Genomic DNA, 25,944 nt, shown 5'->3' on the forward strand with positions numbered 1-25,944 from the left:
TCATAAAATACAACCGCCCGATCATTACCCGCAATCCCTTAACAGAAGGTTGTTCAGGTTCGTCCTCTACGCACGCAATCAGTTGTGTCGAACCGGAACACTGGGAGTGTCGGCTTCAGCAAATAGACCAGACATGACGCGTCGCATTGTATCGGCGATCGAGGGTGGACGCGCGTATAGCGTGTGCTTATCCTCAAGCTCCGTGTCATTAGGCTTCTCATCGCCACCAAGCCGTTCGTGCAGCAATCGGCTGCGATCGAGAGCGAGGAACTGGAGCGGCACGACTTCGAGCCAGCTTAAAGCGGCCGCAGGAGCGATGGCGCCCAGCAGCTTGTCGCATTCGCCGTTGTCGGAGCGTAGCGGCAGCAGGATCACTTCGAAGCAGGCACGATGACCGGCCGCCGTGAAACCCGTGGCGTTGAGCAGCGCGGGGATCGCGTGGGTCATGATGCCGACCGCTGTGGGCTCGATGTCGTCATTCCCATACGCCCAGAGCTCGGAAAACGGGGCGCCACCGAGATCGCGGCCAAAGAGATCGCAAATACGCGTTCCGGCAAGACGGAACGCGACGCGACCTGTGTCGGTTGTTTCGAGGAGAAACACACTTGATAGAATCTGCCGCAAATCCGTTGGTTCGACCTGCGATCTCAACGGCGCAAGGTCTTGGCCGCGGATGCGATTCCAATATTCGAATAGGTCGATCGTGGTTTTGAGACGCATTACGGCACCGGCTGTTTCACTTTGGATCAAAACACAGCCGTCATGGCCGTGCAGTCTGATGCCGTGCGTATTTCGTGCCAACTCGCGGCGGTTAAGGTTAAGGAAGGGTTTCGATTGAGCCGCCAGCCGTGCCGTGGCAGTGTTTCCTCATCGCTTCCTGCCTTCGGGAAGTTCAGCACGGACTGTCGGGCGCGGGTCTATCCCTAGACGCTCGAAGGCCGTCCGGTCTTTGCCGGACGGCTTTTTTTTTGACCTTTCGTCCTGTAAGGCTGTGCCGCAATCAAGCGAGGACGAAGATGAACGAGCACTCGGTCGAGCCGCAAGCGGCGATGGAGCCTCCGGCGCCGCGGTCACCCATCTTCAACCTTCCAGGCTCGGTGCTCGCAGCACTTGCGCTATTGGGGCTGATATACGCCGTTCAATCACTGTTTCTATCTGGCAACGGTCTCGACTGGCTGTTCTTCAATTTCGGCTTCATTCCGTTGAGGTACATCACGCCGTTGTCGGAGCAGGGCCCGCAACTTCTCTGGACGCCGATCACCTATTCGCTCCTTCACGGCAGCATAGAGCATATCGTTTTCAACGGGCTATGGCTGATGGCCTTTGGTACGCCGGTGGCGCGCCGAATTGGCGCGTTCCGATTTGTCACCTTCTGGGTGCTATCCGCGATCGCGGCCGCCGCTCTCCATGCGGCCTTGAATTGGGGAGAGGCCACGTTGCTGATCGGCGCGTCCGGCGTTGTGTCCGGCCTGATGGGCGCCGCCTGCCGCTTTGCATTCCCACCGGAACAGCGGATTGCCCGGCCGGCGCATCTCAATGCGCGTCTTTCGATGCTCGAAGCGTTTCACAGCCGCACGGTCGTCGCATTCATTCTCTTCTGGTTCGTGGGCAATCTGCTGATTGCCGTCGGCGTCCCGCTGATCGGCGACGGGTCGCAGGCAATCGCCTGGGACGCCCATATCGGAGGGTTCATTTTCGGCTTCATTCTCTTCAGTCTTTTTGACCGGAAGCCGCCCGAGGAGCCGCTAACTTCAGAAGCATCGGATATATTGCAATCTTGAGAGTTGGAGTGCACCATTCGAACTGATCCGTAATGGGAGGAGAAACCGCCGCGGATGCCTGTGATCAGTAGAAGTGCTTCACTTTCGACATAGGAGGTTCAAAATGTCCAATACAGTCAAGGCCATACTCGATACAAAAGGCAGGGATGTCGTAACCGCCGGGCCGAACACGACCGTTTCCGAAGCGGCTGTGATTCTCAGCAAGAAAAAGATCGGCGCCATTGTCATCGTTGGGATGGAGAACAAGATTTCCGGGATTTTCACGGAGCGCGACGTGGTGCACGCGATCGCCAAGGGGGGAGCCGCCTGTCTCGATCAACCCGTTGGCTCGTTGATGACCGCAAAGGTTTACCGGTGCCATGAAGATTCAACCGTGAACGACCTGATGGGGCTGATGACAAGCCGCCGCTTCCGCCACGTTCCCGTTGAGACGAATGGCAAGCTCGCGGGTATCATCTCGATTGGCGACGTCGTGAAAACCCGTATCGCGGAAGTCGAACTGGAAGCAGAGCAGATCAAGGCCTACATCGCCGGCTGAACGCTTCGCCGGCGCCTAGAGAGAGCCGGCGAATATTTCCTGCATACGTTTCAATTCAGGAAGCCGCAGCTTAGCTTCCTCGTAGCCGCGCTCGATCGCTTCTCCGGCGCGATGGAACTCTGACAAGCCGATGTCGCCGAGGCGCGGCTGAAGCGACATATCCGGCGGATCGCCCGCAAGGCGCGCACGCGCAATCCTGTCCTGGATAATGTTGAACGCCTGCACCATCACACCGGTCATGCCGAGCCTGGCATAGGGCGCCTCTTCGCGCCGGTGCACTTCGGATGGCGAGAGGGTGGCATTGTGCCGGACGACGGCTGATCGACCATAAAGATCGTAGTTCAGGTTGACCGCAACCACGAGCGGCTGCTCATAGGCGCGGCATACGGAGACGGGAACCGGATTGACCAAGGCGCCGTCGACAAGCGTCCGCTGGTTGCTGCGAATGGGTTCGAAGATACCGGGCAGGGCATAGGAGGCGCGAAGCGCCGTGATCAGCGATCCGTTGGCGATCCAGACCTCGTGCCCGGTGTTGACCTCGGCAGCGACGGCCACGAACGGCCGGTCCAGATCTTCGACGTTCAGGCCCTCCAGATGTTCCTGCATGCGCTTTGTCAGCCGCATACCACCGAACAAGCCGCTGCCGCCGATCGTCAGGTCGAGCAGACTGGCGATGCGCCGCATTGTCAGCGAACGGGCAAATCCTTCCAGTTCATCAAGCTTGCCGGCCAGATAGCACCCCCCGACCAAGGCTCCGATCGAGGTTCCGGCAACCATGCCGATCTCGATGCCTTCCTCGTCCAAGGCGCGTAGGACACCTATATGCGCCCAACCGCGCGCCGCACCTCCTCCCAGCGCAAGGGCAAGTTTGGTTTTTTTGGGCGCAGGCGCGGGAATGGCGGGAGCGTTCATGTCTGGCGCTGTCGGGGTGCTGGTGTTGGACGTGCCTACGTCGGAGCTTTGGCGGTACAAACCCCAATTCAGCATGGCTCGCCTCCCTCCCGGCAAACAATCAAAAACGAACTATATTAGTGGCCCGCGTCCCTTTCCAATTCGTATATAGGCGTAGATTTTGGCCCAATAAGAGGCAATTTTCGGCTAAGAGTCTTTTCCGTAAACTTCATTGGGATCGAACTGGAGCTCATCATCGACAATTTCGAGCATCGGCTTGCCCTCTTCGAGGTTGACGGTTCTATAGAAGCAGGACCGGCGGCCGGTGTGACAGGTGGCATCGTGGCCAGCGACCTCGACCTTCAGCCAGATCGCATCCTGATCGCAATCCGTCCGTATTTCCTTGACCATCTGGGTGTTGCCAGAAGTCTCGCCCTTGATCCAGAGCTTGCCCCGCGAGCGGCTGAAATAATGCGCCTTTCCGGTCTGGATGGTCAGGGCGAGAGCCTGCGCATTCATATGCGCCACCATCAGCAATTCGCCATCGGCAGCATCGGTGACGATCGCGGTGATCAAACCGCGATCGTCAAACCGCGGCGTGAAATCTCCCGCGTCCTCGAGTTCTGATTTATCGTCGGACGGTGTGTTGAACGCAAAGGGCATCGTCGCGGCTTTCTTAATCGAAGCCGTATTCAGCGGCCCCGGACCATAGACATGAATCGGGCTTGATCAGCCGGCTCAGTTTTGAACGTTCCGGTAAATGTTGTCGTCAATGTGGTCGAGCCCTGCTTTTGTACACCGCGCATCGCCATGCACATATGTTCGGCCTCGATCATGACGGCGACGCCGCGGGGAGCGAGCGTGTCGTCGATGGCCTTTGCGATCTGGGCCGTCATGGTTTCCTGCGTTTGCAGGCGGCGAGCGTAGATTTCGACGACCCGCGCGATCTTCGAAAGGCCAAGGACCTTGCCGTCGGGCATGTAAGCGACATGCGCCTTGCCGATGATCGGAACCATGTGGTGTTCGCAATGGGAGAAGAAGGGAATGTCTCTGACCAGGACCATGTCGTCGTAGCCGGCAACCTCTTCAAAGGTGCGGCCAAGCACGTCTTCCGGGTCCATATCATAGCCGGCGAAAAGTTCGCGATAGGCTTTTGCCACGCGCGCCGGGGTATCCAGCAGGCCTTCACGCGACGGATCGTCGCCCGCCCAACGCAGGAGCGTGCGGATGGCGTCCTCGGCTTCTCTCTGGCTTGGCCGATCGGCTTCTAGATCGGCGGGGGTCTGCGGAAAATTCTTGATGATGGCGTCCATATGCAACTGTCTCCTGATCCGCTTTTGCGGACCGTCTTTCGGACTAGCCACTGGCAATTCCACTCAAGGGAATTCATGCACCTTTGGCAGGCTCCGGGGCTTTCAGGGCTTGAATTGCTGCCCGTCCGGCACGGTTTCCCAATCAAACTTAGCCGAGGCCATTGCATTTTTCTGGCCTTCGAACGACATACATATAGGAAAACGGCATCCTTATGTAAGTCTCCCGGCACGACACGCTGTGTTTTTCTTTTGTGCTACAATGAGTTTTGAGGCGCCGATCCGCATGAATTCTGGAGCGGAATCCACGATGGACGATATCTACAACAGCAAGATCCTCGAATTTGCGGGCAACATTCCACTGATCGGCAGCCTGCCGGACGCGGACGCCAGCGCCCAGGCGCATTCCAAGCTTTGCGGCTCCAAGGTCAAAATCTGGCTGAAAATGGACGGCGGCACCGTGACCGGATTTGCGCATGACGTCAAAGCTTGCGCGCTTGGACAAGCATCCTCTTCGATCATGGCGCGCCATGTAATCGGCGCCAATGCGAGTGAGCTACGCAAGGCGCGAGAGGATATGCTGGCGATGTTGAAGGCGGACGGGGAGGGGCCGGAAGGCCGTTTCGAAGACATGCGCTATCTCCGCCCCGTCAAGGACTACAAAGCGCGACATGCCTCCACAATGTTGACCTTCGATGCCGTTGTTGACGCAATTGGCCAGATCGAGGCCAAGCGCGCCGAAACGGTCGAGGCCTGAGCGGCATAGCCGATGTGCGAATTCTGTTCGATCAATCGCGATGACGACGAAGACGAGGGTGGCGCCGCTGCGCCCCGTAGACCCGCACGCTCCTACTCCCGCAATTACTCCGGCCCGTTCCGCAAGACACCGGGGAGGTTGCTCGGGATGGGCTTTATTCGCGCCTATCAGCTGACGCTCTCTGGTTTCATCGGGAATTCATGCCGCCACATTCCGACTTGCTCTGAGTACGGTTATGAGGCAGTTGCGCGCCACGGGTTGTGGAGCGGTGGATGGATGACACTGTTTCGCGTCGCGCGTTGTGGACCCGGAGGCACCAGCGGACTCGACCCGGTTCCCGAGAAGCTCGGCGAGCGCTTACACTGGTGGACACCGTGGCGCTACCTCGCGTTGGGGCGCAAGGCAGCAGAGAGATGACGCAGGGCGCATTTCGGGTATTTTCGCGGTCGTCACGATGTCACCGATGCCTTCCACAAGCGCATCGATGCGGCCTCAAGCATAACCTTGACGATCTTCCCAAGGGCGGCGACACGGAGTTCTAGAAAGCATGATCTACGTTGCGCTGCTGCATAGTATCGTGCTTGCGCCCGGTCGCCGCGTGGTGATGTCCGACCTTCGCGACATGGCCAAAAATATCGGTTACCGAGATCCGAGGACGCTGGTTTCGACCGGCAATATCGTGTTCGAGGCGGACGCCTTGCCACTGGCGGGTATTGAGGCAAGGCTGGAAGCCGCGTTCAAAGCGAGGTTCGGCAAGCCCGTCGATATTATCGTGCGCGAAAGTACCGACTGGTTGAAACTTGCAAAGTCCAATCCATTTCTGGACGGCGAGGGCAGCCAGGTGATCGTCCGTGTGATGCGCAAACCGCTCGACCCCGCCACCATCGAGGCGCTTCGCCCTTATGCCGATCCGAAGCAGCGTCTGGCGCTCACCGGCGGTGATCTCTGGATCGATTTTGCCGGAAAGCCAAGCGAATGGAAGCTGCTTTCGGCACTGACGACCAAGCGCATGGGCGTCGGCACGCTGCGAAACTGGAACACGGTTCGCGGCCTTGCGGAAATGATCGGCTAAACCGGCTTCTTCTTTACTCAATCGGCAAATCTCGGTATCAGGCGGCGGCGCATTCGTGCGGACGAAGCGCTTCATTGCAACCACCCGCATTCGTTGGCGGGACTGGACAAGGAGAATTCTAGATGTCCCAATCCGTTTCCCTGACATTTCCCGATGGTTCCGTGCGTAGCTACGATGCTGGCGCAACCGGTAAGGATGTCGCAGAATCCATTTCCAAGTCACTTGCCAAGAAGGCAGTCGCGATTGCGATCGACGGCCAGGTCCGCGACCTTTCCGATCCGGTGACGGCAGGCGCGATTGAAATTATTACCCGCACCGATGGTCGCGCGCTGGAGCTGATCCGGCATGACGCAGCCCACGTGATGGCGGAAGCTGTGCAGGAGCTCTGGCCCGGCACGCAGGTAACGATCGGCCCGGTCATCGAGAACGGTTTCTACTACGACTTTGCCAAGAACGAGCCCTTCACACCGGACGATCTGCCAAAGATCGAAAAGAAGATGAAGGAGATCATCGCTCGCAACGCGCCGTTCACGAAAGAAGTCTGGTCGCGCGAGAAGGCCAAGGACGTTTTCGCCGCCAAGGGTGAAAGCTACAAGGTCGAGCTCGTCGATGCGATTCCCCAAGGCCAGGATCTGAAGATCTACTATCAGGGCGACTGGTTCGACCTGTGCCGCGGGCCGCATATGGCGTCCACCGGCCAGATCGGCACGGCGTTCAAGCTGATGAAAGTGGCCGGCGCCTACTGGCGCGGTGACAGCAACAATCCGATGCTGACCCGCATCTACGGCACGGCTTTCGCCGAGCAGGCAGATCTCGACAATTACCTGCACGTGCTTGCCGAAGCCGAGAAGCGCGATCATCGCCGCCTCGGCCGCGAAATGGACCTTTTCCACTTCCAGGAAGAAGGTCCGGGCGTCGTTTTCTGGCACGGCAAGGGATGGCGCATGTTCCAGACGCTTGTCGCCTATATGCGCCGCCGCCTCGCTGAAGACTACCAGGAGGTCAACGCGCCGCAGGTGCTCGACAAGTCACTCTGGGAAACTTCCGGCCACTGGGGCTGGTACCGCGACAATATGTTCAAGGTCACGGTTGCCGGCGACGATACGGATGACGACCGTGTCTTCGCGCTGAAGCCGATGAACTGCCCCGGTCACGTGCAGATCTTCAAGCACGGCCTGAAGTCTTACCGCGAACTGCCAATCCGTCTTGCGGAATTCGGTACCGTTCACCGCTACGAGCCGTCAGGCGCTCTGCATGGGTTGATGCGCGTGCGTGGCTTTACGCAGGATGACGCGCACATCTTCTGCACCGACGAGCAGATGGCAGCCGAGTGCCTGAAGATCAACGATCTGATCCTGTCCGTCTACAAGGACTTCGGCTTCGACGAGATCACCATCAAGCTTTCGACGCGCCCCGAAAAGCGTGTTGGTTCAGACGACCTTTGGGATCGCGCCGAAAGCGTCATGACTGATGTGCTGGAGACGATCCAGCAGCAGTCGAACAACATCAAGACCGGCATCCTGCCGGGCGAGGGCGCGTTCTACGGTCCGAAGTTCGAATATACGCTGAAGGACGCGATCGGCCGGGAATGGCAGTGCGGCACGACGCAGGTCGACTTCAACTTGCCGGAACGCTTCGGTGCGTTCTACATCGACAGCAACTCCGAAAAGACGCAGCCGGTCATGATCCACCGCGCCATCTGCGGCTCGATGGAGCGCTTCCTCGGCATCCTGATCGAGAACTTCGCGGGACACCTGCCGCTGTGGGTATCGCCACAGCAAGTGGTTGTGGCGACGATCACCTCCGAGGCCGATGGCTATGGCGCCGAAGTTACGGCAGCACTTCGCGACGCCGGCCTGACGGTCGAGACTGACTTCCGTAACGAGAAGATCAATTACAAGATCCGCGAACATTCCGTCACGAAAGTTCCGGTCATCATCGTCTGCGGCAAGAAGGAAGCGGAAGAGCGCACCGTCAATATCCGCCGTCTCGGCAGCCAGGAGCAAACTTCGATGTCGCTTGACGAGGCGATTGCAAGCCTCGGGCTCGAAGCCACGCCACCAGACATCCGCCGGAAGGCGGAAGCCAGGAAGGCCAAGGCAGCCTGACCTGCCTCCAGCCCTAAAATACGAAACCGCCCGGTCTTTAACAGGACCGGGCGGTTTTTCTTTGTCTGCGATACTCTGAAAGCCGATTACTCCACGTCGTCGCCGGCGCTAGCGCCGCTCTGCAATTGGTCGTAGGAGGGCAGCGGCGCTTGCGTCCTCGGCGAGGCGTCACCCGTTGGCGGCTGTTGATCTGGCTGAACCTGCACCGTTTTAGCGGCTTCCGTCGGCTCTTCGGGTTGTACGTCCTTCATCAGCACTTCGACATCGGTGTTCTTGCCAGCCTCAACCTTGAAATCGCGCTGGTAGATCTTGTCCTTGTTTCGAGCGACGGCAGAGTATTCACCTTCGGCAAGGACCATCGTCGGGAAGGCGCTAACGCTCTCGCCGACACTATCACCAGCGGCGGTCAGGATCGACCAGGCTGTATCGGCAATCGCTTCGCCACCGGCATCGGATACGAGTTTGAAGGTGATCTGCGCGGCTTTGTGCTGGATCGTTGCTTCTGTCAGCTTGCCGGCCTCCACCTGGATGTCAGCACGGATCGATGCGTTGGTGTCGCCGTATTCGGAGACGATGTGGTAGGTCCCGGCATTGAGACGAACCACGGTGTTGGGCGGCACGTCAGCCATGACAAGACCGCGCTCGCCGTCCTCACGCACCTCAGCGGAATAAATCGAGAAACTGAGCTGATCCGGCCGAATGCGGACGTCTGAGCCCGATACGGCGTTTAACAGCAAGCCACCGGCTTCCAGCACCATCGTCTGCTTGTCGACCTGTCCGTCTTCGGGAACCGTTAGCTTGCGGGTAACACCGGCGCGGCCGAAGGAAACATTGACGAAATAATCTCCTGGCGCGAGCTGGAAGTCCGCAGAGCCGCCCTGTGAGGATGCGATCAGCGGCAGCTTGCCATCAGAGCCCGTCATGGGGCTAAACACATACCAGGATAGTCCGTCCTGAACCGCATCGCCATTGGCCGTCAGCTTTGCCTCAAGGGCGACCTCTTGCAGCTTCGAACCCTGCGGCGCCGTACCCGGCGCGATGAAGGCATTCAGCTTCGGCATCTTCGCCGTCGTATCCAACTGCTTGAAGGTCTGGAAGGCATCCTGCGCCTGGCTGCTTAAAGGCAGTAGAGCGGTGAAAGCCAAGGCCAGGCTTATGCGTGCATATGGCGAAATGCCAACCATGTGTCGTGCGAACCAATTGACATCTGAAATCACAGAGGCCACTTCAAGACCAACGCGATGGCAAATTCAAGACCCATCCGAAATGCTGTCATGAAAATGGAAGTCTCTCCCGCATGAAATCCGATATCAAGCTCATCGACTATCTCGGTGTCCGCCGTTCTATTCCCGCGTTTCAGATGTGCGAGCCGGGGCCTGTCAAGGCCGAGATCGAAGAGATTTTGCGCCTGGCGTCCCGTGTGCCTGATCACGGCAAGCTCGCGCCTTGGCGCTTTATCGTCTATCGCGGCGAAGAGCGTGCCCGGATCGGCGAAAAGCTTCTGAAGCTTGCACTCGAAGCCAAGCCAGAGCTTTCTGATGAAATGATACAAGTGGAACGTACCCGTTTCACTCGCGCTCCTGTCGTCGTTGCCGTCGTCAGCAAGGCCGGCCCGCACATCAAGATCCCCGAGTGGGAGCAGTTGATGTCTGCCGGCGCAGTCTGCCTCAACATCATCTTTGCCGCCAATGCCCATGGATGGGTTGCCAATTGGCTGACCGAATGGTTCGCCTACGACGAGCGCGCCTATGAGCTCCTCGGCGTCGGGCCGGGCGAGAAGATCGCGGGCTTTATTCACATGGGCTCGACGACGTTTCCTGCCATCGAACGCCCGCGTCCGGAGTTGACCGAGACAGTCACCTGGGTTGGCGGAGAGGACTGATGTTCTATACCACCGATACGAACCGGCATGCTCTGGCGCATGATCCCTTCAAGGCGATTGTCGCGCCGCGGCCAATCGGCTGGATCGGCAGCAAGGGAAGTGACGGCTCGATCAATCTCGCGCCGTACTCTTTCTTCAATGCGATCTCCGACCGCCCGAAACTCGTGATGTTTTCCTCTGCCGGTCTCAAGCACAGCCAGAGGAATGCGATCGAAACCGGCGAGTTCACCTGCAACTTCGTGAGCCGGAACCTGGTGGAGAAGATGAACGTTTCGTCGGCGGCCGTCGACTACGGCGTCGACGAGTTTGCGCTTGCCGGTCTGACGGCAAGGAGGGGCGAGCTTGTCGATGCGCCCTATGTCGCCGAAGCCTTTGCCGTGCTCGAATGCAAGGTAACGGAAACCCTTGTGCCGAAGTCACTCACCGGCGGGGATTCCGAAAACATCATGGTCTTCGGCCAGGTTATCGGCATCCGCATCGATGAAACAATCATTCGCGATGGCCGCCTCGATATGGCGATCGCTAGGCCGATCGCGCGCATGGGTTACATGGACTACAGTGAAGGCTGCGACGTATTCGAAATGTTCCGGCCGCAGCTTTGACGCTTAACGAACATGGTGAACCAATCATAAACTTTTTGCCCGTACCGTAATCTCACTGATTGGAGTGCGAGAGAATCGCATTCGGGCATGGGGCACACGGGTGATCGTAGAAGCATTTCTTCGTTGGGCGGAAACCGCCAAGGCCGGAGACAGGGCCCGTGCGGCCAATGCCCTCGGCAGAGCCTATTTGCAGTCCGAGATGGCTGCTGCAGAACGCGCGGCCGCCGAGATGGCCATGACTTTCCTGCTCGACGACCCGTCCCCCAAGGTCAGGCTGGCTCTTGCTGAGGCGATCTCGTGGTCGCCGGACGCACCGCGCGCCGTTATTCTCTCGCTCGCAGCGGATCAGCCCGAAATTGCATGCCACGCCGTCACATGCTCGCCCTTGCTGTCGGATTCCGATCTGGTGGATTTTGCTGCCGGTGGTAGCGACGTTACGCGAATGCTGATTGCAGCGCGTGGAACGATCTCACGGCCGGTCGCCGCCGCACTTGCTGAAATTGGCGAAGAAGAGACCATCATGTGCCTTCTCGAAAACGAAGGAGCCGCGATCGCACCTTACTCGCTCAAGAGAATCGCCGAGCGTCTCGGCCACCATTGCGAGATCCGCAACCTGCTGCTGGATCGCGGGGATTTGCCTGCGGACGCTCGGCAGTTGTTGACGCAGCATGTCAGCGTCGCCCTCGTCAATTTGCCATTGGCGCAAGCGACGATCGATCCGAGCCGGCGGCATCGGATCAGCCGGGAGGCCAACCAAGCCGCTGTCGTCTCGATTGCAGGCGAGCTTACGCCGCGCGAGATTTCAGACCTTGTCGAACATTTGCGGGTAAGCGGCCAGCTGACGCCGTCCTTTCTGATACATGCCCTCTGCTCCGGCAAGGTGGAGTTCTTCGCGACGGCAATTGTCAACCTTACGGGTTGTGACGAGCGACGCGTTCGCTCCATCCTTGCAACCGGGCGCATGCACGCCGTGCGCGCCCTCTACGAATCGGCCGGCCTTGCCCGCGACATCAGCGTGATTTTCGTCGAGGCAACGCTGCTGTGGCGGGAAGCATCGAAGAATCTTTCCGCCACCATGCTGGGCGACGTCTGCGGCAAGCTGCTCGAGAAGCTCCGTTGGCATGGAACGCACGGTGCTGCCCAAGAACTCCTCGAGATGGTCGAGAGGCTGCACATTGCGGAGCAGCGACAGCATGCGCGCGCGTACGCGCAGGTAGCATCTCTCGCGGCGGCCTAGGGGTGAAGCCGTTTCGCCACCCAGGAATAACTTCCCGAGACAAAATGGACGGGTGAAACCAGCACTGTTTTCATATCGCTGCCGGATGGTAGATGTGCGCGTACCTGGCCTGCCACCCGATCGGCGAAGACCGACAACCGGCCTTGTGTTTCAGCTGGTGCGGGCGGTTTTGGTATGTTTTCTACTACAGCCTTTGGTGTATCCGGCGGCGTAGCGGGCTTCGGCGGCTCGCAAACGGCAATCACTGTCGGGTAGCCGACATTTGTAAACTGCTTCAGCTGCCTTTCCGAGTCGGCGTCGCACATTGTAACTGTCTGCCACTGTTTCTCGACCGTGGCGATGTAGTTGCATTGTGTAACCGAGTCGTTGCACCCCAAGATGGTCATTGCAACCAATACCGCTTGCATAATATGGCCTTATGAATATTGAAACTCTGCCTCTTAGAGACTGTAATTCCAACGGAATGAAGGCGCCCCAGCAATAACCTTTCGTCATGCGGGAGCGCGCGCCAAGACAGGAAAATCCGGTGTCCATCACGATTGCTCTGGAACCACCGCGCCAGGAAGGCGTGCTCCGTCTCCTCGACATGTCCGACACCTATGCGCAGTCGCTGTATCCACCGGAGAGCAACCACCTCGTCGACATCTCGACGTTGGAAAAGCCGACTGTCAGCTTCTTTGTCGCCCGCAACGATAACGCAATCGTCGGCTGCTGCGCGCTGGTCGAGGTTGGCGACGGAACGGCGGAGATCAAACGCATGTTCGTTGACCCGGCCGCGCGTGGCTTGAAGGTGGCAAGCAAGCTGATGAATGTGCTCGAAGCAGCCGCAACTGAAAAGAGGCTTTGGGCCGTTCGGCTCGAAACTGGCATCTACCAGCCGGAGGCAATCGCTCTCTACCGCAAATACGGCTATGTTGACATCGAGCCGTTCGGCAGCTACCTGCCGGACCCACTCAGCCTGTTCATGGAAAAGCGGCTCGCCTGATCATTCAGCCGCGCGAGACGCTGGCGGGGCCTGTTCGTCGATCATGACTTGTGGCCCCGTTTCCGCATCGTGAACCTCGTGCATCCACTCTCGCCAGATCGCGACAATCAGGGCCATCAGAACCGGCCCGATGAAGAGGCCGAGGAAGCCCATGGTCTTCACGCCGCCCACAAGGCCGAAGAACGTGGGCAGGAATGGCAATTTGATCGGGCCGCCGACGAGCTTCGGGCGCAGCGTCTTGTCGACAATGAACAACTCGACCGTTCCCCAAACAAAAAGACCGACGCCGGCAACGTGTGAGCCACTGGCGAGCAGATAGACGGACACCAGCGTAAAGGAGAGCGGCGCACCGCCCGGTATTAATGCCATGATGCCAGTCAGGACGCCGAGCGTGACAGGTGAGGGGACACCGGCGATCCAATAGGCGACGCCAAGCACGATGCCCTCGCCGATAGCGATCAGTGTCATGCCCATGACGGTCGAACTGATCGTTGCCGGCACGACCCGGGAAATCCGCTCCCAGCGGTTGGGGAGAATGCGCTCGCCGAGCATATCGATCTGCTGCGAGAAGGCGGAACCATCGCGGTAGACGAAGAACAGCGCAATCAGCATGAAAAGCAGCGTCAGCAGCAGGTGGAAGGCGCCGCCGCCTGCGGCGAGAATCGCCCGATAGATGTTGCCGATGTTGGCGCCGCTGACAGCCTGGATGACCTCACCCATGGAGCCGGGGCTGCCGATGTATTTGGTCCATAACTCATCGAGATAAGGGCCAGCGAAGGGCAGGGCGATGATCCACTGCGGCGTCGGCGCGCCCGACCTGTTTGCATGCACAGCCCAGGCGACCCATTCCCGCACCTCTCCTGTCGTGTAGGTCACGGCAAAAACGATGGGCAAAACCAGGAACGTGACGATCAGTACAATCGCGATGGTGGCAGCGATTGTTGTGTTTCCGCCGACGCGCTCGAGCAATCGACGGTAAAGCGGCCAGCTCGCAAAACCGATGACTAGCGCCGCAAGCACGGGGACGGCAAAGCCGTAGAAGAAGTAAACGCCAGCCGCGACAACGAGAACCAGCAGCCAGCGCGCTGCAGAGATCGAGGGAATTAACGGCGTGCGGGCAGGGCCCGAAGGGCCGAGCCATCGCGACTCTCGCTGGATATTGTTGTTCGGAAGGCTCACGTCGTTCTTTTCCCCCTATTTTGACTATGGATATGGGCCATGCATCCCTCGGGCGCAAGCACAATGACGGATTTATGCCGTCGACTGGCACCCGAGATCCCCGGCGATCTATACTACGCTCCTTAGCCCCATTCTCCGCAATCAATATGACAGAAATCCCGCAACAGCGTTGCCAAAATTCATTTCAGCAGATAGTTTGGATCCATGGATACAACCACGATCGCAACGGCGCTGCGGCGCGAAATAGAAGCCGGGCGTCTGCTGCCAGGAACAGTCCTGAAGCAAGAGCTCTTGGCGAAGCGATTTGGTGTCAGCCGGCAGCCGGTGCGTCAGGCGCTTGATCGACTGCTGGCGTCGGGCCTGCTCGACCGGCGGCCGGATCGAAGCTTAGCTGTCGTCGGTTTGACGGAAGAGCAGGCGCGCGAGCTCGCCGATATCCGCGCGGCGTTGGAGAGTATGGCACTGCGTGGAGCACTGCCGACCCTCGGTGGTAGCGACTTACGTAAGGCGCAGCGTCTCAATGAAGATCTGGTTGAAGAGGAGGACCCTGCTACCCTGGAAGAGCTGGATGTCGCTTTTCATCGAACGCTCTATGGGCGATGCGGCAATGCCCGCCTTCTTTCTATGATCGACGAACTGCGACGTGAATCGCGTCGCGCCTACTCGAGGCAGCCGAAGGGCTCCGATGAGCGCATTATCCTCCATGCCGAGCATCGCGCCATCATCGATGCCTGCGCACGTCGCGACGAAGCCGCAGCGCTGCAAGCATTGTCGGACCATTTGCAAATGACAACAGCGCGCCTGACACGCGAAGGAGAATGACAGATGACGACGTTTTCGGCAGAGGTTGCGTGGGAGCGGGGCGCGGCAAGTTTTATCGACGGACGATACAGCCGCGGACACACATGGAGCTTCGACGGCGGCGCCACCGTCGCCGCCTCCGCTTCGCCACACAATGTGCCGCTGCCCTATGCCGTGGCTGAGAATGTGGATCCGGAAGAGGCGTACGTTGCGTCGTTGTCAAGCTGCCACATGCTGTTCTACCTCTGGCTTGCTTCAAAGAAGCGCATCATGGTCGACAGCTATGTCGATGCAGCAACCGGCCTCATGGAAACCGTGCAGGGCAGAACGATGGTGAGCCGTGTCGAGCTTCGGCCGCGCGTCACTTACTCAAGCGACAATCCCAGCCGTAAACTCGAAGAAAAACTGCATCACGAGGCGCACGAATTGTGCTTCCTCGCCAACTCCGTGAAGACGGAGATTACCGTACGCCTCGACTAGACGTTCTAGATATCTAGGTTTTCCGCAAAGGCAGCACGATCCTGAATGAACCGGAATCGAGCTTCGGGCTTCGTTCCCATCAGATCGTCGACCGCCGTGCGTGTGCCCTCGAAATCCACCTCGTCAATCATCACGCGCAACAGCGTGCGCTTGCTTGGGTCCATGGTGGTTTCCTTGAGCTGCGCCGGCAGCATTTCGCCGAGACCTTTGAAGCGGCTGATTTCGACTTTGGCCTTGCCCTTGAACTCGGTCTCCATCAACTCGGACCGGTGCGCGTCGTCGCGGGCATAAGCCGACTTCGCGCCCTGGGTGATCTTGTAAAGCGGCGGCACGGCAAGAAAGAGGTGACCGCCACGGACCAGCTCGGGCATCTCCTGATAGAAGAACGTGATGAGCAACGATGCAATGTGAGCGCCGTCCACATCGGCGTCGGTCATCACGATGATGCGTTCGTAGCGAAGGTCTTCTTCGCGATACTTCGAGCGTGTGCCGCAGCCGAGCGCCTGCACGAGATCAGCCAGCTGCTGGTTGGCGCCAAGCTTTTCGCGGCCGGCACTGGCGACATTGAGGATCTTGCCGCGTAGCGGGAGGATCGCCTGGTTGGCACGGTTACGCGCCTGCTTGGCCGAGCCGCCTGCCGAGTCGCCTTCGACGATGAAGAGTTCGGCACCCTGGGCGGTGTTCTGTGCGCAATCAGCGAGCTTGCCGGGAAGACGCAGCTTGCGCACGGCCGTCTTGCGGTTGACTTCCTTTTCCTTGCGACGGCGCAGGCGTTCCTCCGCGCGCTCGATGACCCAATCGAGCAGCTTGGCTGCTTCGTTCGGATTATCGGCGAGGTAGTGGTCAAACGGATCGCGAAGTGCGTTTTCGACGATGCGCTGAGCTTCAACGGTCGCAAGCTTGTCCTTCGTCTGGCCGACGAATTCAGGTTCGCGAATGAAGACCGACAGCATGCCGACGGCTGAAATCATCACGTCATCGGTGGTGATCTGGGCGGCGCGCTTGTTCTGGGTCAGATCGGCATAGTTCTTCAGGCCCTTGGTCAGCGCGATACGAAGGCCTGCCTCGTGCGTGCCACCTTCGGGTGTCGGGATGGTATTGCAGTACGAATGGACCTGAGGATCGCCGCCGTACCAGGTGATCGCCCACTCCAGCGAGCCGTGACCGCTGGTTTTCTCCGTCTTGCCTGCGAATATCTCGCGAGTGACAGTGAATTCCTTGCCCATCGTCGCCTGCAGGTAATCCTTCAGGCCGCCGGGGAAGTGGAAGACCGCCTTGTCAGGTATCTCTGAGCCTTGCGGAAGCACACCTTCTTCGCAGCTCCAGCGGATTTCCACGCCGCCAAAGAGGTAAGCCTTGGAGCGTGCCATACGAAACACGCGCCCCGCGTCGAACTTCGCGTGCTCGCCAAAAATCTGCGGATCGGGGTGAAAGCGAACACGCGTGCCACGACGATTATGGACGTCGCCGAGTTCCTCCAGCTCGCCCTGCGGCAAACCGCGGGAGAAGCGCTGGCGGTATAGCTTCCGGTTACGCGCAACCTCGACTTCCAACACGTCGGAAAGCGCATTGACGACAGAAACGCCAACGCCGTGGAGGCCGCCGGATGTCTCGTATGCCTTGCCGTCGAACTTGCCGCCAGCGTGCAGCTTGGTCATGATGACTTCGAGCGTCGACTTGCCCGGAACCTGCGGATGGTTTTCGACGGGTATCCCGCGTCCGTTGTCGCTGACTGTCAGATAGCCTTCGCGGTCGAGATACACCTCGATAAAGTTGGCGTGGCCGGCGACCGCTTCGTCCATCGAGTTGTCGATCACCTCAGCGAACAGATGGTGCAGGGCCTTTTCGTCGGTGCCGCCGATATACATGCCCGGACGCATGCGAACGGGCTCGAGTCCCTCTAGAACGCGGATCGAGGACGCACCGTAGTCGTCGGATGTCGAGCTCACGGGCGCTGGACGCGAGACCGCAGCAGCGGCCTCGGCGGGCGCTGCCTTTGGCGGCGCGGCAGGCTTTGGAGCCTCCTCCTGCTTCGGTGTCAGGGGCAGTCCGGAAAAGAGGTCGTTGCTATCGTCCATGGGGTCGTTCAGATCTTCATCCTGTTCAGGGCAGGCGGCTTATGCCATGCCTGACCCAAAATCACCGCATTTGATGTCACGTTTGCGAATCAGGCAGATTCTGCCAGAAAGCGCCTTGTTACGCGACGCCGCCCATCCGGCGGACTTTCTCAGGAATTGGTTTGCGTTGATGGACGTGGAATGGCAAGCGGCCATAAGGCTCAGGGAACTATGCGCATGCGAATGTCCACAAGTCATTGTGCCATCATCGCCGCAATTGCGGCCTTTTTCCTAGCGGCGTCAGCAAGCGGCCAGGCCGCTGAGCGGCTGCCACCCTTTAAGGACGATCTCTTTTCCACACAAAATGTGCTGGAGACGAGCAACGGTGGCTCGCTCGATGTCATCGAGTACGACGAGATGCGCGACATTAACGGCCGCGATCAGATACCCCAAAAACGTGCCCAACAAAAATACGTGTCTCTCGGCATCAGAAAGCAGCAATCGGATGAGACGTTGCAGCTTGGCGGCCAACGGCTCGATGTCACCCGGGTGGGACAAAGCTCGGGAGCCGCATTTACGGTCATCTTCGTTCACGGACGCAACGGCGACCGGCGTCTCGGCGCCAACGACTACAGCTTCGGCGGAAACTTCAATCGCTTGAAGAACCTAGTGGCCGGCAACGGCGGCGTCTACTACTCGCCGTCGGTCAAGAGCTTCGATAGCGATGGAGTGGCCGCGATTGAAGGTCTGATCCGTTACGTTTCCAAACAATCGCCCGGTAAGCCGCTCATCCTGGCCTGTGCGTCGATGGGCAGTCAGGTCTGCTGGGGTATTAGCCGCGATCCGGATAGCGCAAAGCGCCTCAAGGGGATGGTGATCCTGAGTGGCGTTGCCGATCCGGATTTTGCCAAAAGTCCTTTCTTCAAGGCCAGGCTGCCGCTTTGGTTCGCGCATGGCAGCCGCGATCCCGTCTATGAGGCGACAGACCAGCAGACGCTCTTCGAGAAGTTGCTGAAGGCAGGTTACCCTACGCATTTCACGCTCTATCAGACCGGCAATCACGGAACGCCGATCCGCATGATCGATTGGCGCCGTACGCTAAACTGGATATTGGGTTCCTGACGATCGCTCAGAAGACAGGATGCCGGATGACGTACACGGCGTCCCGCTTTATGATTTTCAGCAACATCGGCCCCAAATTTTAAGCATCTGCGCGACAAAAAGCCGTTATTTCCCTTAACGAAAGGGGCGAAACCTTTTCATTGATCCCTGCTTTTGCTAAGGCCGCTCGATACGTGGAAGATTGGAAGGCTGGCATGACACCTGACGTGCGCCCGCTCGTGGCGGGAAACTGGAAAATGAACGGCACACGTGCCTCCCTCGACCAGATCAAGGCGATCGCTGAAGGTGTTCAGGGGCAACTTTCCGCGAAGGTGGAGGTGCTGATCTGCCCTCCGGCGACGCTGCTTTATGTGGCCACGGCGCTCTGCACAGATAGCCCGCTTGCAATCGGCGCGCAGGATTGCCACCAGAATCCGTCGGGCGCCCACACCGGCGATATCTCGGCCGAGATGATTGCGGATTGCTTCGGCACGTACGTCATCGTCGGGCATTCGGAGCGTCGCACCGACCACGCCGAGACCGACCACCTTGTTCGCGCCAAGGCAGAGGCCGCCTTCGCCGCGGAACTAACGGCGATCGTCTGCATCGGTGAAACGGCTGACGAGCGCAAAGCCGGCCAGGCCCTCGACATCATCAAGCGTCAGCTTTCCGCCTCGGTGCCGGATAGCGCGACGCCGGAGAATACGGTCATTGCCTACGAGCCCGTCTGGGCGATCGGCACCGGTGTCACGCCGACCGTGGAAGACGTCGAGAAGGCTCACGCCTTCATGCGTTCCGAGCTCGTCGCCCGATTTGGCGATGCCGGCAAGGAGATCCGTATCCTCTATGGCGGCTCGGTCAAGCCAAGCAATGCGAGAGAATTGATGGGCGTCGCGAACGTCGATGGCGCCCTGATCGGCGGCGCGAGCTTGAAAGCGACCGACTTCCTCGCCATTTACGGCGCATACGAAGCGTTGCTTGCTTAGAGCCGTGTATATTCCGAGCCGAAGGGCTTGGAATAGCGGATGACCTCATGTAAAGAGCGCCAGAATTTTACTTTATGCCCGCCGCGCGTGTGGGCAGGACTGGACCCATGCAGACCGTTTTGATTGTCATCCATCTCATGATCGTGCTGGCGCTTGTAGGCGTCGTGCTCATCCAGCGCTCCGAAGGCGGCGGCCTCGGTATCGGCGGCGGTTCGGGCTTCATGTCTGCCCGCGGCACGGCCAATGCGCTGACGCGCACGACCGCGATCCTGGCGGCGCTGTTCTTCATCACATCGCTTGGTCTCGGCATTCTCAACCGCTATGAGAGTCGTCCGACGGATATTCTGAACCGTATTCCGGCCACGGGCGGGCAGGGCAACGGCATCCTCGATTCGCTCGGCGGCCAGAGCGGCAACACCGCTCCGGTCGCACCAGCCCCGGCCCCGCAGAGCAGCAACGGCGTTCCGACGGGCGGCGCATCCGCTCCGGCTCCGGCAGCAACCCCGCCCGCAGCCCCGGCAACGGCCCCGTCCAGTCAAACTGCTCCGGCAGCACCGCAGGCCACCACGCCTGCCACTCCGGCGCCCGCTACCGTCCCAAGCGGACAGTAAGCGGCAGACAGCATAAACCGCCGGCAGGCCTTCGGGTCTGCCGGTTTTCTTTTGTTCAGATTCCGCGCTGGCGCCAAAAATTCTGGAAATGAATTTTTGGGCTGGTGGAATCGTTTTTGAAAAGGTATCCGGTGAATCCCATGGCGCGATACGTATTCATCACTGGCGGCGTGGTTTCCTCTCTCGGTAAAGGAATTGCGGCCGCGGCACTCGGAGCGTTGCTGCAGGCCCGTGGTTACCGGGTGCGGCTTCGCAAACTCGACCCCTATCTGAACGTGGACCCGGGCACCATGAGCCCGACCCAGCACGGCGAAGTCTTCGTCACTGACGACGGTGCCGAAACTGACCTCGATCTCGGCCACTACGAGCGCTTCACCGGGCGTTCGGCGACCAAGACCGACAACATCACCACTGGCCGCATCTATAAGAACATTATCGACAAGGAACGCCGCGGCGACTATCTCGGCGCAACCGTTCAGGTGATTCCGCACGTCACCAACGAGATCAAGGATTTCGTCACCGAGGGCAATGACGACTACGACTTCGTCATCTGCGAGATCGGCGGTACGGTCGGCGATATCGAGGCCATGCCCTTTATGGAAGCGATCCGCCAGCTCGGCAACGACCTCCCGCGCGGCACGGCGATCTACGTCCACCTGACGCTGATGCCCTATATTCCGGCCGCAGGCGAGCTGAAGACTAAGCCGACGCAGCATTCCGTCAAGGAACTGCAGGCCCTCGGCATTCATCCCGACATCCTGCTGGTCCGCGCCGACCGCGAAATTCCGGAAGCGGAACGCCGTAAGCTCTCGCTGTTCTGCAATGTCCGCCCGTCCGCCGTGATCCAGGCGCTCGACGTCGCCAACATCTACGACGTGCCTATCGCCTACCATAAGGAAGGCCTCGACAACGAAGTGCTGGCAGCCTTCGGCATCGAGCCGGCACCGAAACCGCGCCTCGATCCTTGGGAAGAGGTCTGCAACCGAATCCGCACGCCGGAAGGCGAAGTCACGATCGCGATCGTCGGCAAGTACACCGGCCTCAAGGATGCCTATAAGTCGCTGATCGAAGCGCTGCATCACGGCGGCATCGCCAATCGCGTCAAGGTCAAGCTCGAATGGATCGAATCAGAGGTCTTCGAAAAGGAAGACCCGGCGCCTTACCTTGAGAAGGTCCACGGGATTCTCGTTCCCGGCGGCTTCGGCGAGCGTGGCTCGGAAGGCAAGATCCATGCGGCTCGCTTTGCGCGCGAACGCAAGGTGCCGTATTTCGGCATCTGCTTCGGCATGCAGATGGCCGTCATCGAAGCAGCCCGCAACCTTGCCGGCGTGGATAGCGCGTCTTCGACCGAATTCGGCCCGACGAAGGAGCCGGTCGTCGGCCTGATGACCGAGTGGGTGAAGGGCAATGAGCTGCAGAAGCGCACGGCATCGGGCGATCTCGGCGGCACGATGCGCCTTGGCGCCTACAAGGCTGCGCTGAAGAAGGACACCAAGATCTCCGAGATCTATGGCTCGACCGATATTTCCGAGCGCCATCGCCACCGCTACGAAGTCAATATCGATTACAAGGATCGTTTGGAAGACTGCGGTCTCGTCTTCTCGGGAATGTCGCCGGACGGCGTGTTGCCAGAGACGATCGAATATCCGGATCATCCCTGGTTCATCGGCGTCCAGTACCATCCTGAGCTTAAGAGCCGCCCACTCGATCCGCATCCGCTGTTCGCAAGCTTCATCGAAGCGGCGACTGAACAGAGTCGCCTGGTCTAATCAATAAGATGCCGCCTCGCCATATCGGCGCGGCGGCCTTTTCAATTGGCGTACCGTCGCTATCTTGCGTCGGATGAGCCAAAACCGCAGCACGACTGTTTCCCAGATCATTCACGCACCGCCCAGCGCGGTCTATACGGCCTTCCTCGATGCCAAGGCCGTTGCTACATGGCTGCCGCTAGGCGAGACGCGCGGCGTTGTACATGAGTTCGAGGGCAGGCAAGGCGGCGCGCCTTCAGCATGTCGCTCGTCTATCCGGACGGAGAGACCGACATGGAGGGCAAGACCTCGGAGAAGACCGACCGGTTCCCCGGGAAAATTGCGCAGTTCATCTCGAACTCTCTCGTCGTCTGGAAGACGGTATTCAATTCCGACGATTCGGCCTTTGCAGGCGAAATGACGATCCGCACGCATATGCGGCCGACCTCGGACGGCACCGAGGTTACCATGATGACCGATGACATTCCTGTCGGGATAGGTTTGGAAGACAATGAGCTCGGTTGCCGGCAGACGCTCGAGCAACGCGCTGCCTATCTCAAGGGGTAGAGGCAGAATTCTCCCTTTTCGCGCAAAGACATTCACATACGCAGCCCAAGATGGTAAGAACGCGCCATTCGCCAGTTGAAGCTGGCGCAAAGCGACCCATGGGGAGATCGTTTGATGAGGACCAACGGCACCGGAAATTACCGCTGAGCAGCAGTGCCGGTGTGGGCTGCCTGTTCGGCCCGTCATCAAATGTCATCATCCTGCCCCTGGAGGGCCTTCATGTTTCGTCGCTTCGAAAAGCTGATCGATCCATTCCAACGCTATGACCAAAGCCCCCTGTCTAACCGGGTCTGGCCTTTTATCTTCGATACGTTGCAGCCGCTTCGTGGTGTCGTTGCCGCGAGCCTGCTACTCACTACCGTTGGCGCGATCCTGGAAGTCTGGCTGATCGGCTACGCCGGCAGGCTAGTCGATACCCTTGCGGCCATTCGCCCCGACGAGCTTTGGGAGCGCCATGGCGCCGCGCTCCTTATCGCCGCGTTTCTGCTGTTGGTCATCCGTCCGCTGGCCACCGCCGCACGAGAGGCACTCGATGACATCGCGTTCCGGCCGACTGCCGTCGCGATGGTCCGCTGGCGCGCACTTCGCCATGTGCAGGGCCAGTCGGTCGGCTGGTTCCAGAACGACTTTTCAGGACGCATCGCCTACCGGGTCCAGGAACTCGGCAACACAGCGACGGGAGCCGCCTATTCAGTCATTCACACGATCTCCTATGTGGCGATCTACGTCCTCGGCTCCATCTGGCTGATGGCCTCGGCAGACGCGCGTCTGGTGGTCCCGATGGTCACGTGGGTCGGGCTGTACTTCACGCTCATGGGCTTCGTGATCCCGCGCGTAAGAAATGCGTCGCAGCGGTTTCAGGAGGCGGACTCGGCGCTCTCCGGGTTGTTGGTCGACACCTTCGCCAACATGGACACGATCAAGCTCTTCTCCCGTCAGCGAGACCAGGATCGGGACAACCGCAGCCATCTCGACAGGGTGCGTCGGGCCTTTATCTCGGTGCAACGGCTCGAGGTCCTGGTCAATAGCAGCATGGTTTTTCTCAGCAGCCTGTTGATGGTCAGCCTGATTGGCTACTCGCTCATCCTTTGGCAATCGGGAGCTGCCCCGCTCGGGATGGTCGCCGCCGCTTTGGCGCTCGGCTTCCGCGTCACCGCCATGGCCGAATGGCTGCTCGATGCGGTCGCGGCCTTATTCAATTATGTCGGGGCCGCGCGCGACCAGCTCGGCACCATCGCACAGCCGGTCGATATTCCGGATCGCTGCGAAGCAGCTGAGATGAAGCTCAATGGTGGCTCGCTGTCCTTCGAGAACATCACGCACCACTACGGCAAGGAAGGCGGTGGGCTTGATGGCGTCACGCTCAACATCAAAGCCGGCGAAAAGGTCGGGCTCGTTGGCCGTTCGGGGGCGGGAAAATCGACGCTCGTCAATCTCGCCATGCGCTTCTTTGAAGCTGAAAGCGGACGGATCCTGATCGACGGTCAGGACATCCGCGCAGTGACGCAGGAGAGCCTGCGCGGCCGATTCAGCGTGGTAGCGCAAAATGCCACTCTGCTGCATCGCTCAGTGCGGGACAACATCGCCTATGGTCGCGAGGACATGCCGCAGTCCATGATCGAAGCCGCGGCCCTCAAGGCTCACGCCGATGGTTTCATACCGGGACTCAGCGACCAGGAGGGACGGACCGGCTATGACGCGCATGTGGGCGAACGTGGGGTGAAGCTTTCCGGCGGCCAGCGCCAGCGCATCGCGCTGGCCCGAGCGATCTTGAGAAACGCGCCTATCCTGGTTCTGGACGAAGCGACCTCCGCACTCGATTCAGAAGTCGAGGCCGCTATTCAGGACACGCTTTATGGCTTCATGGAAGGCAAGACCGTTGTGGCGATCGCGCACCGTCTCTCGACGATTGCACGTATGGATCGGATCGTCGTGCTGGAAAGGGGGCGTATCGTGGAGGAGGGAGGGCATGCCGATCTGCTCCAGGAGAACGGCATATATGCGCGGCTCTGGGCCCGCCAATCCGGTGGTTTTTTGGGCGTCGAGCCTGCGGATTGAAACAGCAGCCCGGCCGCGTGGCGGCCGGGCTGTCTTATTGGCGACGTCATGCCGCTTGCGGCAATGGCCCGACATAGACCGAGCGGGGACGCATCAGCCGGCCTTCCAGGCTCTGTTCGCGCGCATGGGCAATCCATCCCACGGTCCGGCCGATCGCGAAAACGCCGGTGAAGGACTCTCTTGGAAATCCCAGCGCATCGAGTAGCAACGCCGTGTAGAATTCGACATTAACATTAAGCGGACGATTCGGCTTACGCTCCTTGAGGATTGTAAGCGCCGCGTGCTCGACGGCTTCCGCAAGGTCGATCCGCTCGCGATCGACCTGCGCGGCCAAGACGAGCGACCGAAGAGCCTGATTCAGGGCATCGGCGCGCGGATCACGCACCCGGTAGATGCGGTGGCCGAAGCCCATCAGGCGCTCGCCGCGGTCCAGTGCCTGGCCGAGCCAGTCGCGTGCATTCTCGCTGGTTCCAATCGCGTCGAACATATCGAGCACAGGGCCGGGGGCGCCGCCATGCAGCGGTCCCTTGAGGGCACTCAGCGCCGCAAGCACCGACGAGGTCAGGCCGGCGCGCGTCGAGGCGACGACGCGCGATGCGAAGGTCGAGGCATTCAGTCCGTGGTCGGAGATGGTCACCAGATAGGCATCGAGTGCAGCCGTCTGTTCCGCGCTCGGGAATTGGCCGGTCAGCATGCGCAGGATGTCGGTCGCCTGAGAAAGGGAGCCGTCCGGCGCTACCGGGTCGTTGCCAGCCTGCAGACGGAGGATCGCCGGCAGGAAGACGGCAGGCGCAGCCAGCAATCGAAGGGCGGCCTCGAAATCCTCGCCATCTTGCAGGCGAGCGATGAGAGCCCGCATGACTTCCACAGGCGGCAAAGCCAACAGCTCCGAATCGAGCGTCGTCACGTGCACGAACAGGCGCTCCCGCATTTCGCCCAACCGCCGGTCGAGATCCGCTAGAGTAAAATGCCGCTCCATCAGTCCGTCGAGCAAGAGGGCGGCAACGCTTTCATAGGTTGCTGTAGACACGAGATGATCGAGCGACACACCGCGGATGATCAGGCGGCCCGCTTCGCCGTCCACATCGGAGAGCTGCGTTTCAGCTGCGATGACATCTTCCAAACCGTTCTTCATGGTGTTTCTCCTTTACGCAGAGCAGGATCGAGCCTAGATTGATTGACGTCAATCTTGA

26 protein-coding genes and 1 pseudogene are annotated in these 25,944 nt (G+C 59.7%); 18 read left to right on the forward strand and 9 right to left on the reverse strand.

The features are described 5' to 3' along the window. Positions 1-78: 78 nt before the first annotated feature. Positions 79-720: a PAS domain-containing protein gene (locus FHX09_RS22970; protein ID WP_132591176.1), complete on the reverse strand. Its 642-nt coding sequence runs from the start codon at positions 718-720 to the stop codon at positions 79-81. A gap of 296 nt (positions 721-1,016) precedes the next feature. Here FHX09_RS22970 and FHX09_RS22975 point away from each other — a divergent pair, with 296 nt between their 5' ends. Both FHX09_RS22975 and FHX09_RS22980 read left to right on the forward strand, forming a co-directional pair. Then, positions 1,017-1,781 (forward strand): rhomboid family intramembrane serine protease, encoded by a 765-nt coding sequence (locus FHX09_RS22975; RefSeq protein ID WP_132591174.1) that lies wholly within the window; start codon positions 1,017-1,019, stop codon positions 1,779-1,781. Positions 1,782-1,884: 103 nt separating this feature from the next. Further along, positions 1,885-2,319 carry a CBS domain-containing protein gene (locus FHX09_RS22980; RefSeq protein WP_007793817.1) on the forward strand — a complete coding sequence of 145 codons (435 nt, stop codon included), beginning with the start codon at positions 1,885-1,887 and terminating at the stop codon, positions 2,317-2,319. A 15-nt stretch (positions 2,320-2,334) separates the two neighbouring features. On the opposite strand, the gene FHX09_RS22985 is transcribed toward FHX09_RS22980, so the two are convergent. The 3 genes from FHX09_RS22985 to folE form a co-directional block, all read right to left on the reverse strand. Continuing rightward, positions 2,335-3,306, reverse strand: coding sequence for a patatin-like phospholipase family protein (locus tag FHX09_RS22985; RefSeq protein ID WP_132591172.1), 972 nt, complete (start codon positions 3,304-3,306; stop codon positions 2,335-2,337). Positions 3,307-3,417: 111 nt separating this feature from the next. Beyond that, on the reverse strand, positions 3,418-3,873 hold the full coding sequence (hisI, locus tag FHX09_RS22990; RefSeq protein WP_132591170.1) for a phosphoribosyl-AMP cyclohydrolase: 456 nt from the start codon (positions 3,871-3,873) through the stop codon (positions 3,418-3,420). Between the two features lie 29 nt (positions 3,874-3,902). Next, positions 3,903-4,523 carry a GTP cyclohydrolase I FolE gene (gene folE, locus FHX09_RS22995; protein WP_007793808.1) on the reverse strand — a complete coding sequence of 207 codons (621 nt, stop codon included), beginning with the start codon at positions 4,521-4,523 and terminating at the stop codon, positions 3,903-3,905. Between the two features lie 307 nt (positions 4,524-4,830). Here folE and FHX09_RS23000 point away from each other — a divergent pair, with 307 nt between their 5' ends. The 4 genes from FHX09_RS23000 to thrS all read left to right on the forward strand — a co-directional run bounded on the left by FHX09_RS23000 (position 4,831) and on the right by thrS (position 8,457). Next, on the forward strand, positions 4,831-5,277 hold the full coding sequence (locus tag FHX09_RS23000) for an iron-sulfur cluster assembly scaffold protein (protein WP_007793804.1): 447 nt from the start codon (positions 4,831-4,833) through the stop codon (positions 5,275-5,277). 12 nt (positions 5,278-5,289) lie between these two features. Continuing rightward, entirely contained in the window at positions 5,290-5,694 is a 405-nt protein-coding gene (gene yidD, locus FHX09_RS23005) for a membrane protein insertion efficiency factor YidD (protein WP_132591168.1), read from the forward strand. A 130-nt stretch (positions 5,695-5,824) separates the two neighbouring features. Further along, a complete protein-coding gene (locus tag FHX09_RS23010) occupies positions 5,825-6,349 on the forward strand; it encodes a DUF1697 domain-containing protein (RefSeq protein ID WP_007793799.1) in 525 nt (174 codons plus the stop codon). A gap of 122 nt (positions 6,350-6,471) precedes the next feature. Then, entirely contained in the window at positions 6,472-8,457 is a 1,986-nt protein-coding gene (thrS, locus tag FHX09_RS23015) for a threonine--tRNA ligase (protein WP_132591166.1), read from the forward strand. An 86-nt stretch (positions 8,458-8,543) separates the two neighbouring features. Here the strand turns inward: thrS and FHX09_RS23020 are convergent, their stop codons facing one another. Then, positions 8,544-9,641: a hypothetical protein gene (locus tag FHX09_RS23020; protein ID WP_184450719.1), complete on the reverse strand. Its 1,098-nt coding sequence runs from the start codon at positions 9,639-9,641 to the stop codon at positions 8,544-8,546. 113 nt (positions 9,642-9,754) lie between these two features. Between FHX09_RS23020 and FHX09_RS23025 the strand changes: the two genes are divergently transcribed. The 3 genes from FHX09_RS23025 (at position 9,755) to FHX09_RS23035 (ending at position 12,178) form a co-directional block, all read left to right on the forward strand. After that, positions 9,755-10,339: a nitroreductase gene (locus FHX09_RS23025; protein ID WP_184450720.1), complete on the forward strand. Its 585-nt coding sequence runs from the start codon at positions 9,755-9,757 to the stop codon at positions 10,337-10,339. Continuing rightward, on the forward strand, positions 10,339-10,941 hold the full coding sequence (locus tag FHX09_RS23030) for a flavin reductase family protein (RefSeq protein WP_184450721.1): 603 nt from the start codon (positions 10,339-10,341) through the stop codon (positions 10,939-10,941). Before FHX09_RS23025 ends, FHX09_RS23030 begins: the two co-directional genes overlap by 1 nt. A 100-nt stretch (positions 10,942-11,041) precedes the next feature. After that, positions 11,042-12,178 (forward strand): DUF2336 domain-containing protein, encoded by a 1,137-nt coding sequence (locus FHX09_RS23035; protein ID WP_183721787.1) that lies wholly within the window; start codon positions 11,042-11,044, stop codon positions 12,176-12,178. Here the strand turns inward: FHX09_RS23035 and FHX09_RS23040 are convergent. Then, positions 12,175-12,585, reverse strand: a complete 411-nt coding sequence (locus FHX09_RS23040; protein ID WP_132591158.1) for a hypothetical protein — start codon at positions 12,583-12,585, stop codon at positions 12,175-12,177. The two genes, FHX09_RS23035 and FHX09_RS23040, sit on opposite strands and share 4 nt — an antisense overlap. A gap of 119 nt (positions 12,586-12,704) precedes the next feature. Between FHX09_RS23040 and FHX09_RS23045 the strand changes: the two genes are divergently transcribed. Next, positions 12,705-13,163, forward strand: coding sequence for a GNAT family N-acetyltransferase (locus FHX09_RS23045; protein ID WP_132591156.1), 459 nt, complete (start codon positions 12,705-12,707; stop codon positions 13,161-13,163). Here the strand turns inward: FHX09_RS23045 and FHX09_RS23050 are convergent, their stop codons facing one another. After that, positions 13,164-14,321 (reverse strand): AI-2E family transporter, encoded by a 1,158-nt coding sequence (locus FHX09_RS23050; RefSeq protein ID WP_244423761.1) that lies wholly within the window; start codon positions 14,319-14,321, stop codon positions 13,164-13,166. A gap of 225 nt (positions 14,322-14,546) precedes the next feature. On the opposite strand from FHX09_RS23050, the gene FHX09_RS23055 reads away from it, so the two are divergent. Then, positions 14,547-15,164 (forward strand): GntR family transcriptional regulator, encoded by a 618-nt coding sequence (locus FHX09_RS23055; RefSeq protein WP_132591154.1) that lies wholly within the window; start codon positions 14,547-14,549, stop codon positions 15,162-15,164. A gap of 3 nt (positions 15,165-15,167) precedes the next feature. Beyond that, positions 15,168-15,623 (forward strand): OsmC family protein, encoded by a 456-nt coding sequence (locus tag FHX09_RS23060; RefSeq protein ID WP_132591152.1) that lies wholly within the window; start codon positions 15,168-15,170, stop codon positions 15,621-15,623. A gap of 5 nt (positions 15,624-15,628) precedes the next feature. On the opposite strand, the gene parE is transcribed toward FHX09_RS23060, so the two are convergent. Further along, a complete protein-coding gene (gene parE / locus FHX09_RS23065; RefSeq protein WP_132591150.1) occupies positions 15,629-17,701 on the reverse strand; it encodes a DNA topoisomerase IV subunit B in 2,073 nt (690 codons plus the stop codon). 216 nt (positions 17,702-17,917) lie between these two features. Between parE and FHX09_RS23070 the strand changes: the two genes are divergently transcribed. The 6 genes and pseudogenes from FHX09_RS23070 to FHX09_RS23095 all read left to right on the forward strand — a co-directional run bounded on the left by FHX09_RS23070 (position 17,918) and on the right by FHX09_RS23095 (position 24,751). After that, on the forward strand, positions 17,918-18,802 hold the full coding sequence (locus tag FHX09_RS23070) for a phospholipase (protein WP_037082913.1): 885 nt from the start codon (positions 17,918-17,920) through the stop codon (positions 18,800-18,802). A 194-nt stretch (positions 18,803-18,996) separates the two neighbouring features. Next, positions 18,997-19,767: a triose-phosphate isomerase gene (tpiA, locus tag FHX09_RS23075; RefSeq protein WP_132591148.1), complete on the forward strand. Its 771-nt coding sequence runs from the start codon at positions 18,997-18,999 to the stop codon at positions 19,765-19,767. A 107-nt stretch (positions 19,768-19,874) separates the two neighbouring features. Beyond that, the gene (gene secG, locus FHX09_RS23080) at positions 19,875-20,378 is read left to right on the forward strand and encodes a preprotein translocase subunit SecG (RefSeq protein WP_184450722.1); all 504 of its coding nucleotides are present in this window, start codon (positions 19,875-19,877) and stop codon (positions 20,376-20,378) included. Between the two features lie 140 nt (positions 20,379-20,518). Beyond that, positions 20,519-22,147, forward strand: a complete 1,629-nt coding sequence (locus FHX09_RS23085) for a CTP synthase (RefSeq protein WP_037082873.1) — start codon at positions 20,519-20,521, stop codon at positions 22,145-22,147. Positions 22,148-22,220: 73 nt separating this feature from the next. Next, positions 22,221-22,693 (forward strand): annotated as a pseudogene (locus FHX09_RS23090) (SRPBCC domain-containing protein). 219 nt (positions 22,694-22,912) lie between these two features. Beyond that, positions 22,913-24,751, forward strand: coding sequence for an ABC transporter ATP-binding protein (locus FHX09_RS23095; protein ID WP_132591144.1), 1,839 nt, complete (start codon positions 22,913-22,915; stop codon positions 24,749-24,751). Positions 24,752-24,797: 46 nt separating this feature from the next. On the opposite strand, the gene FHX09_RS23100 is transcribed toward FHX09_RS23095, so the two are convergent. Further along, positions 24,798-25,886, reverse strand: coding sequence for a citrate synthase/methylcitrate synthase (locus FHX09_RS23100; RefSeq protein ID WP_184450723.1), 1,089 nt, complete (start codon positions 25,884-25,886; stop codon positions 24,798-24,800). Between the last annotated feature and the right edge of the window lie 58 nt (positions 25,887-25,944).

It is taken from the genome of Rhizobium sp. BK538 (assembly GCF_014197575.1).
Lineage (GTDB): Bacteria > Pseudomonadota > Alphaproteobacteria > Rhizobiales > Rhizobiaceae > Rhizobium.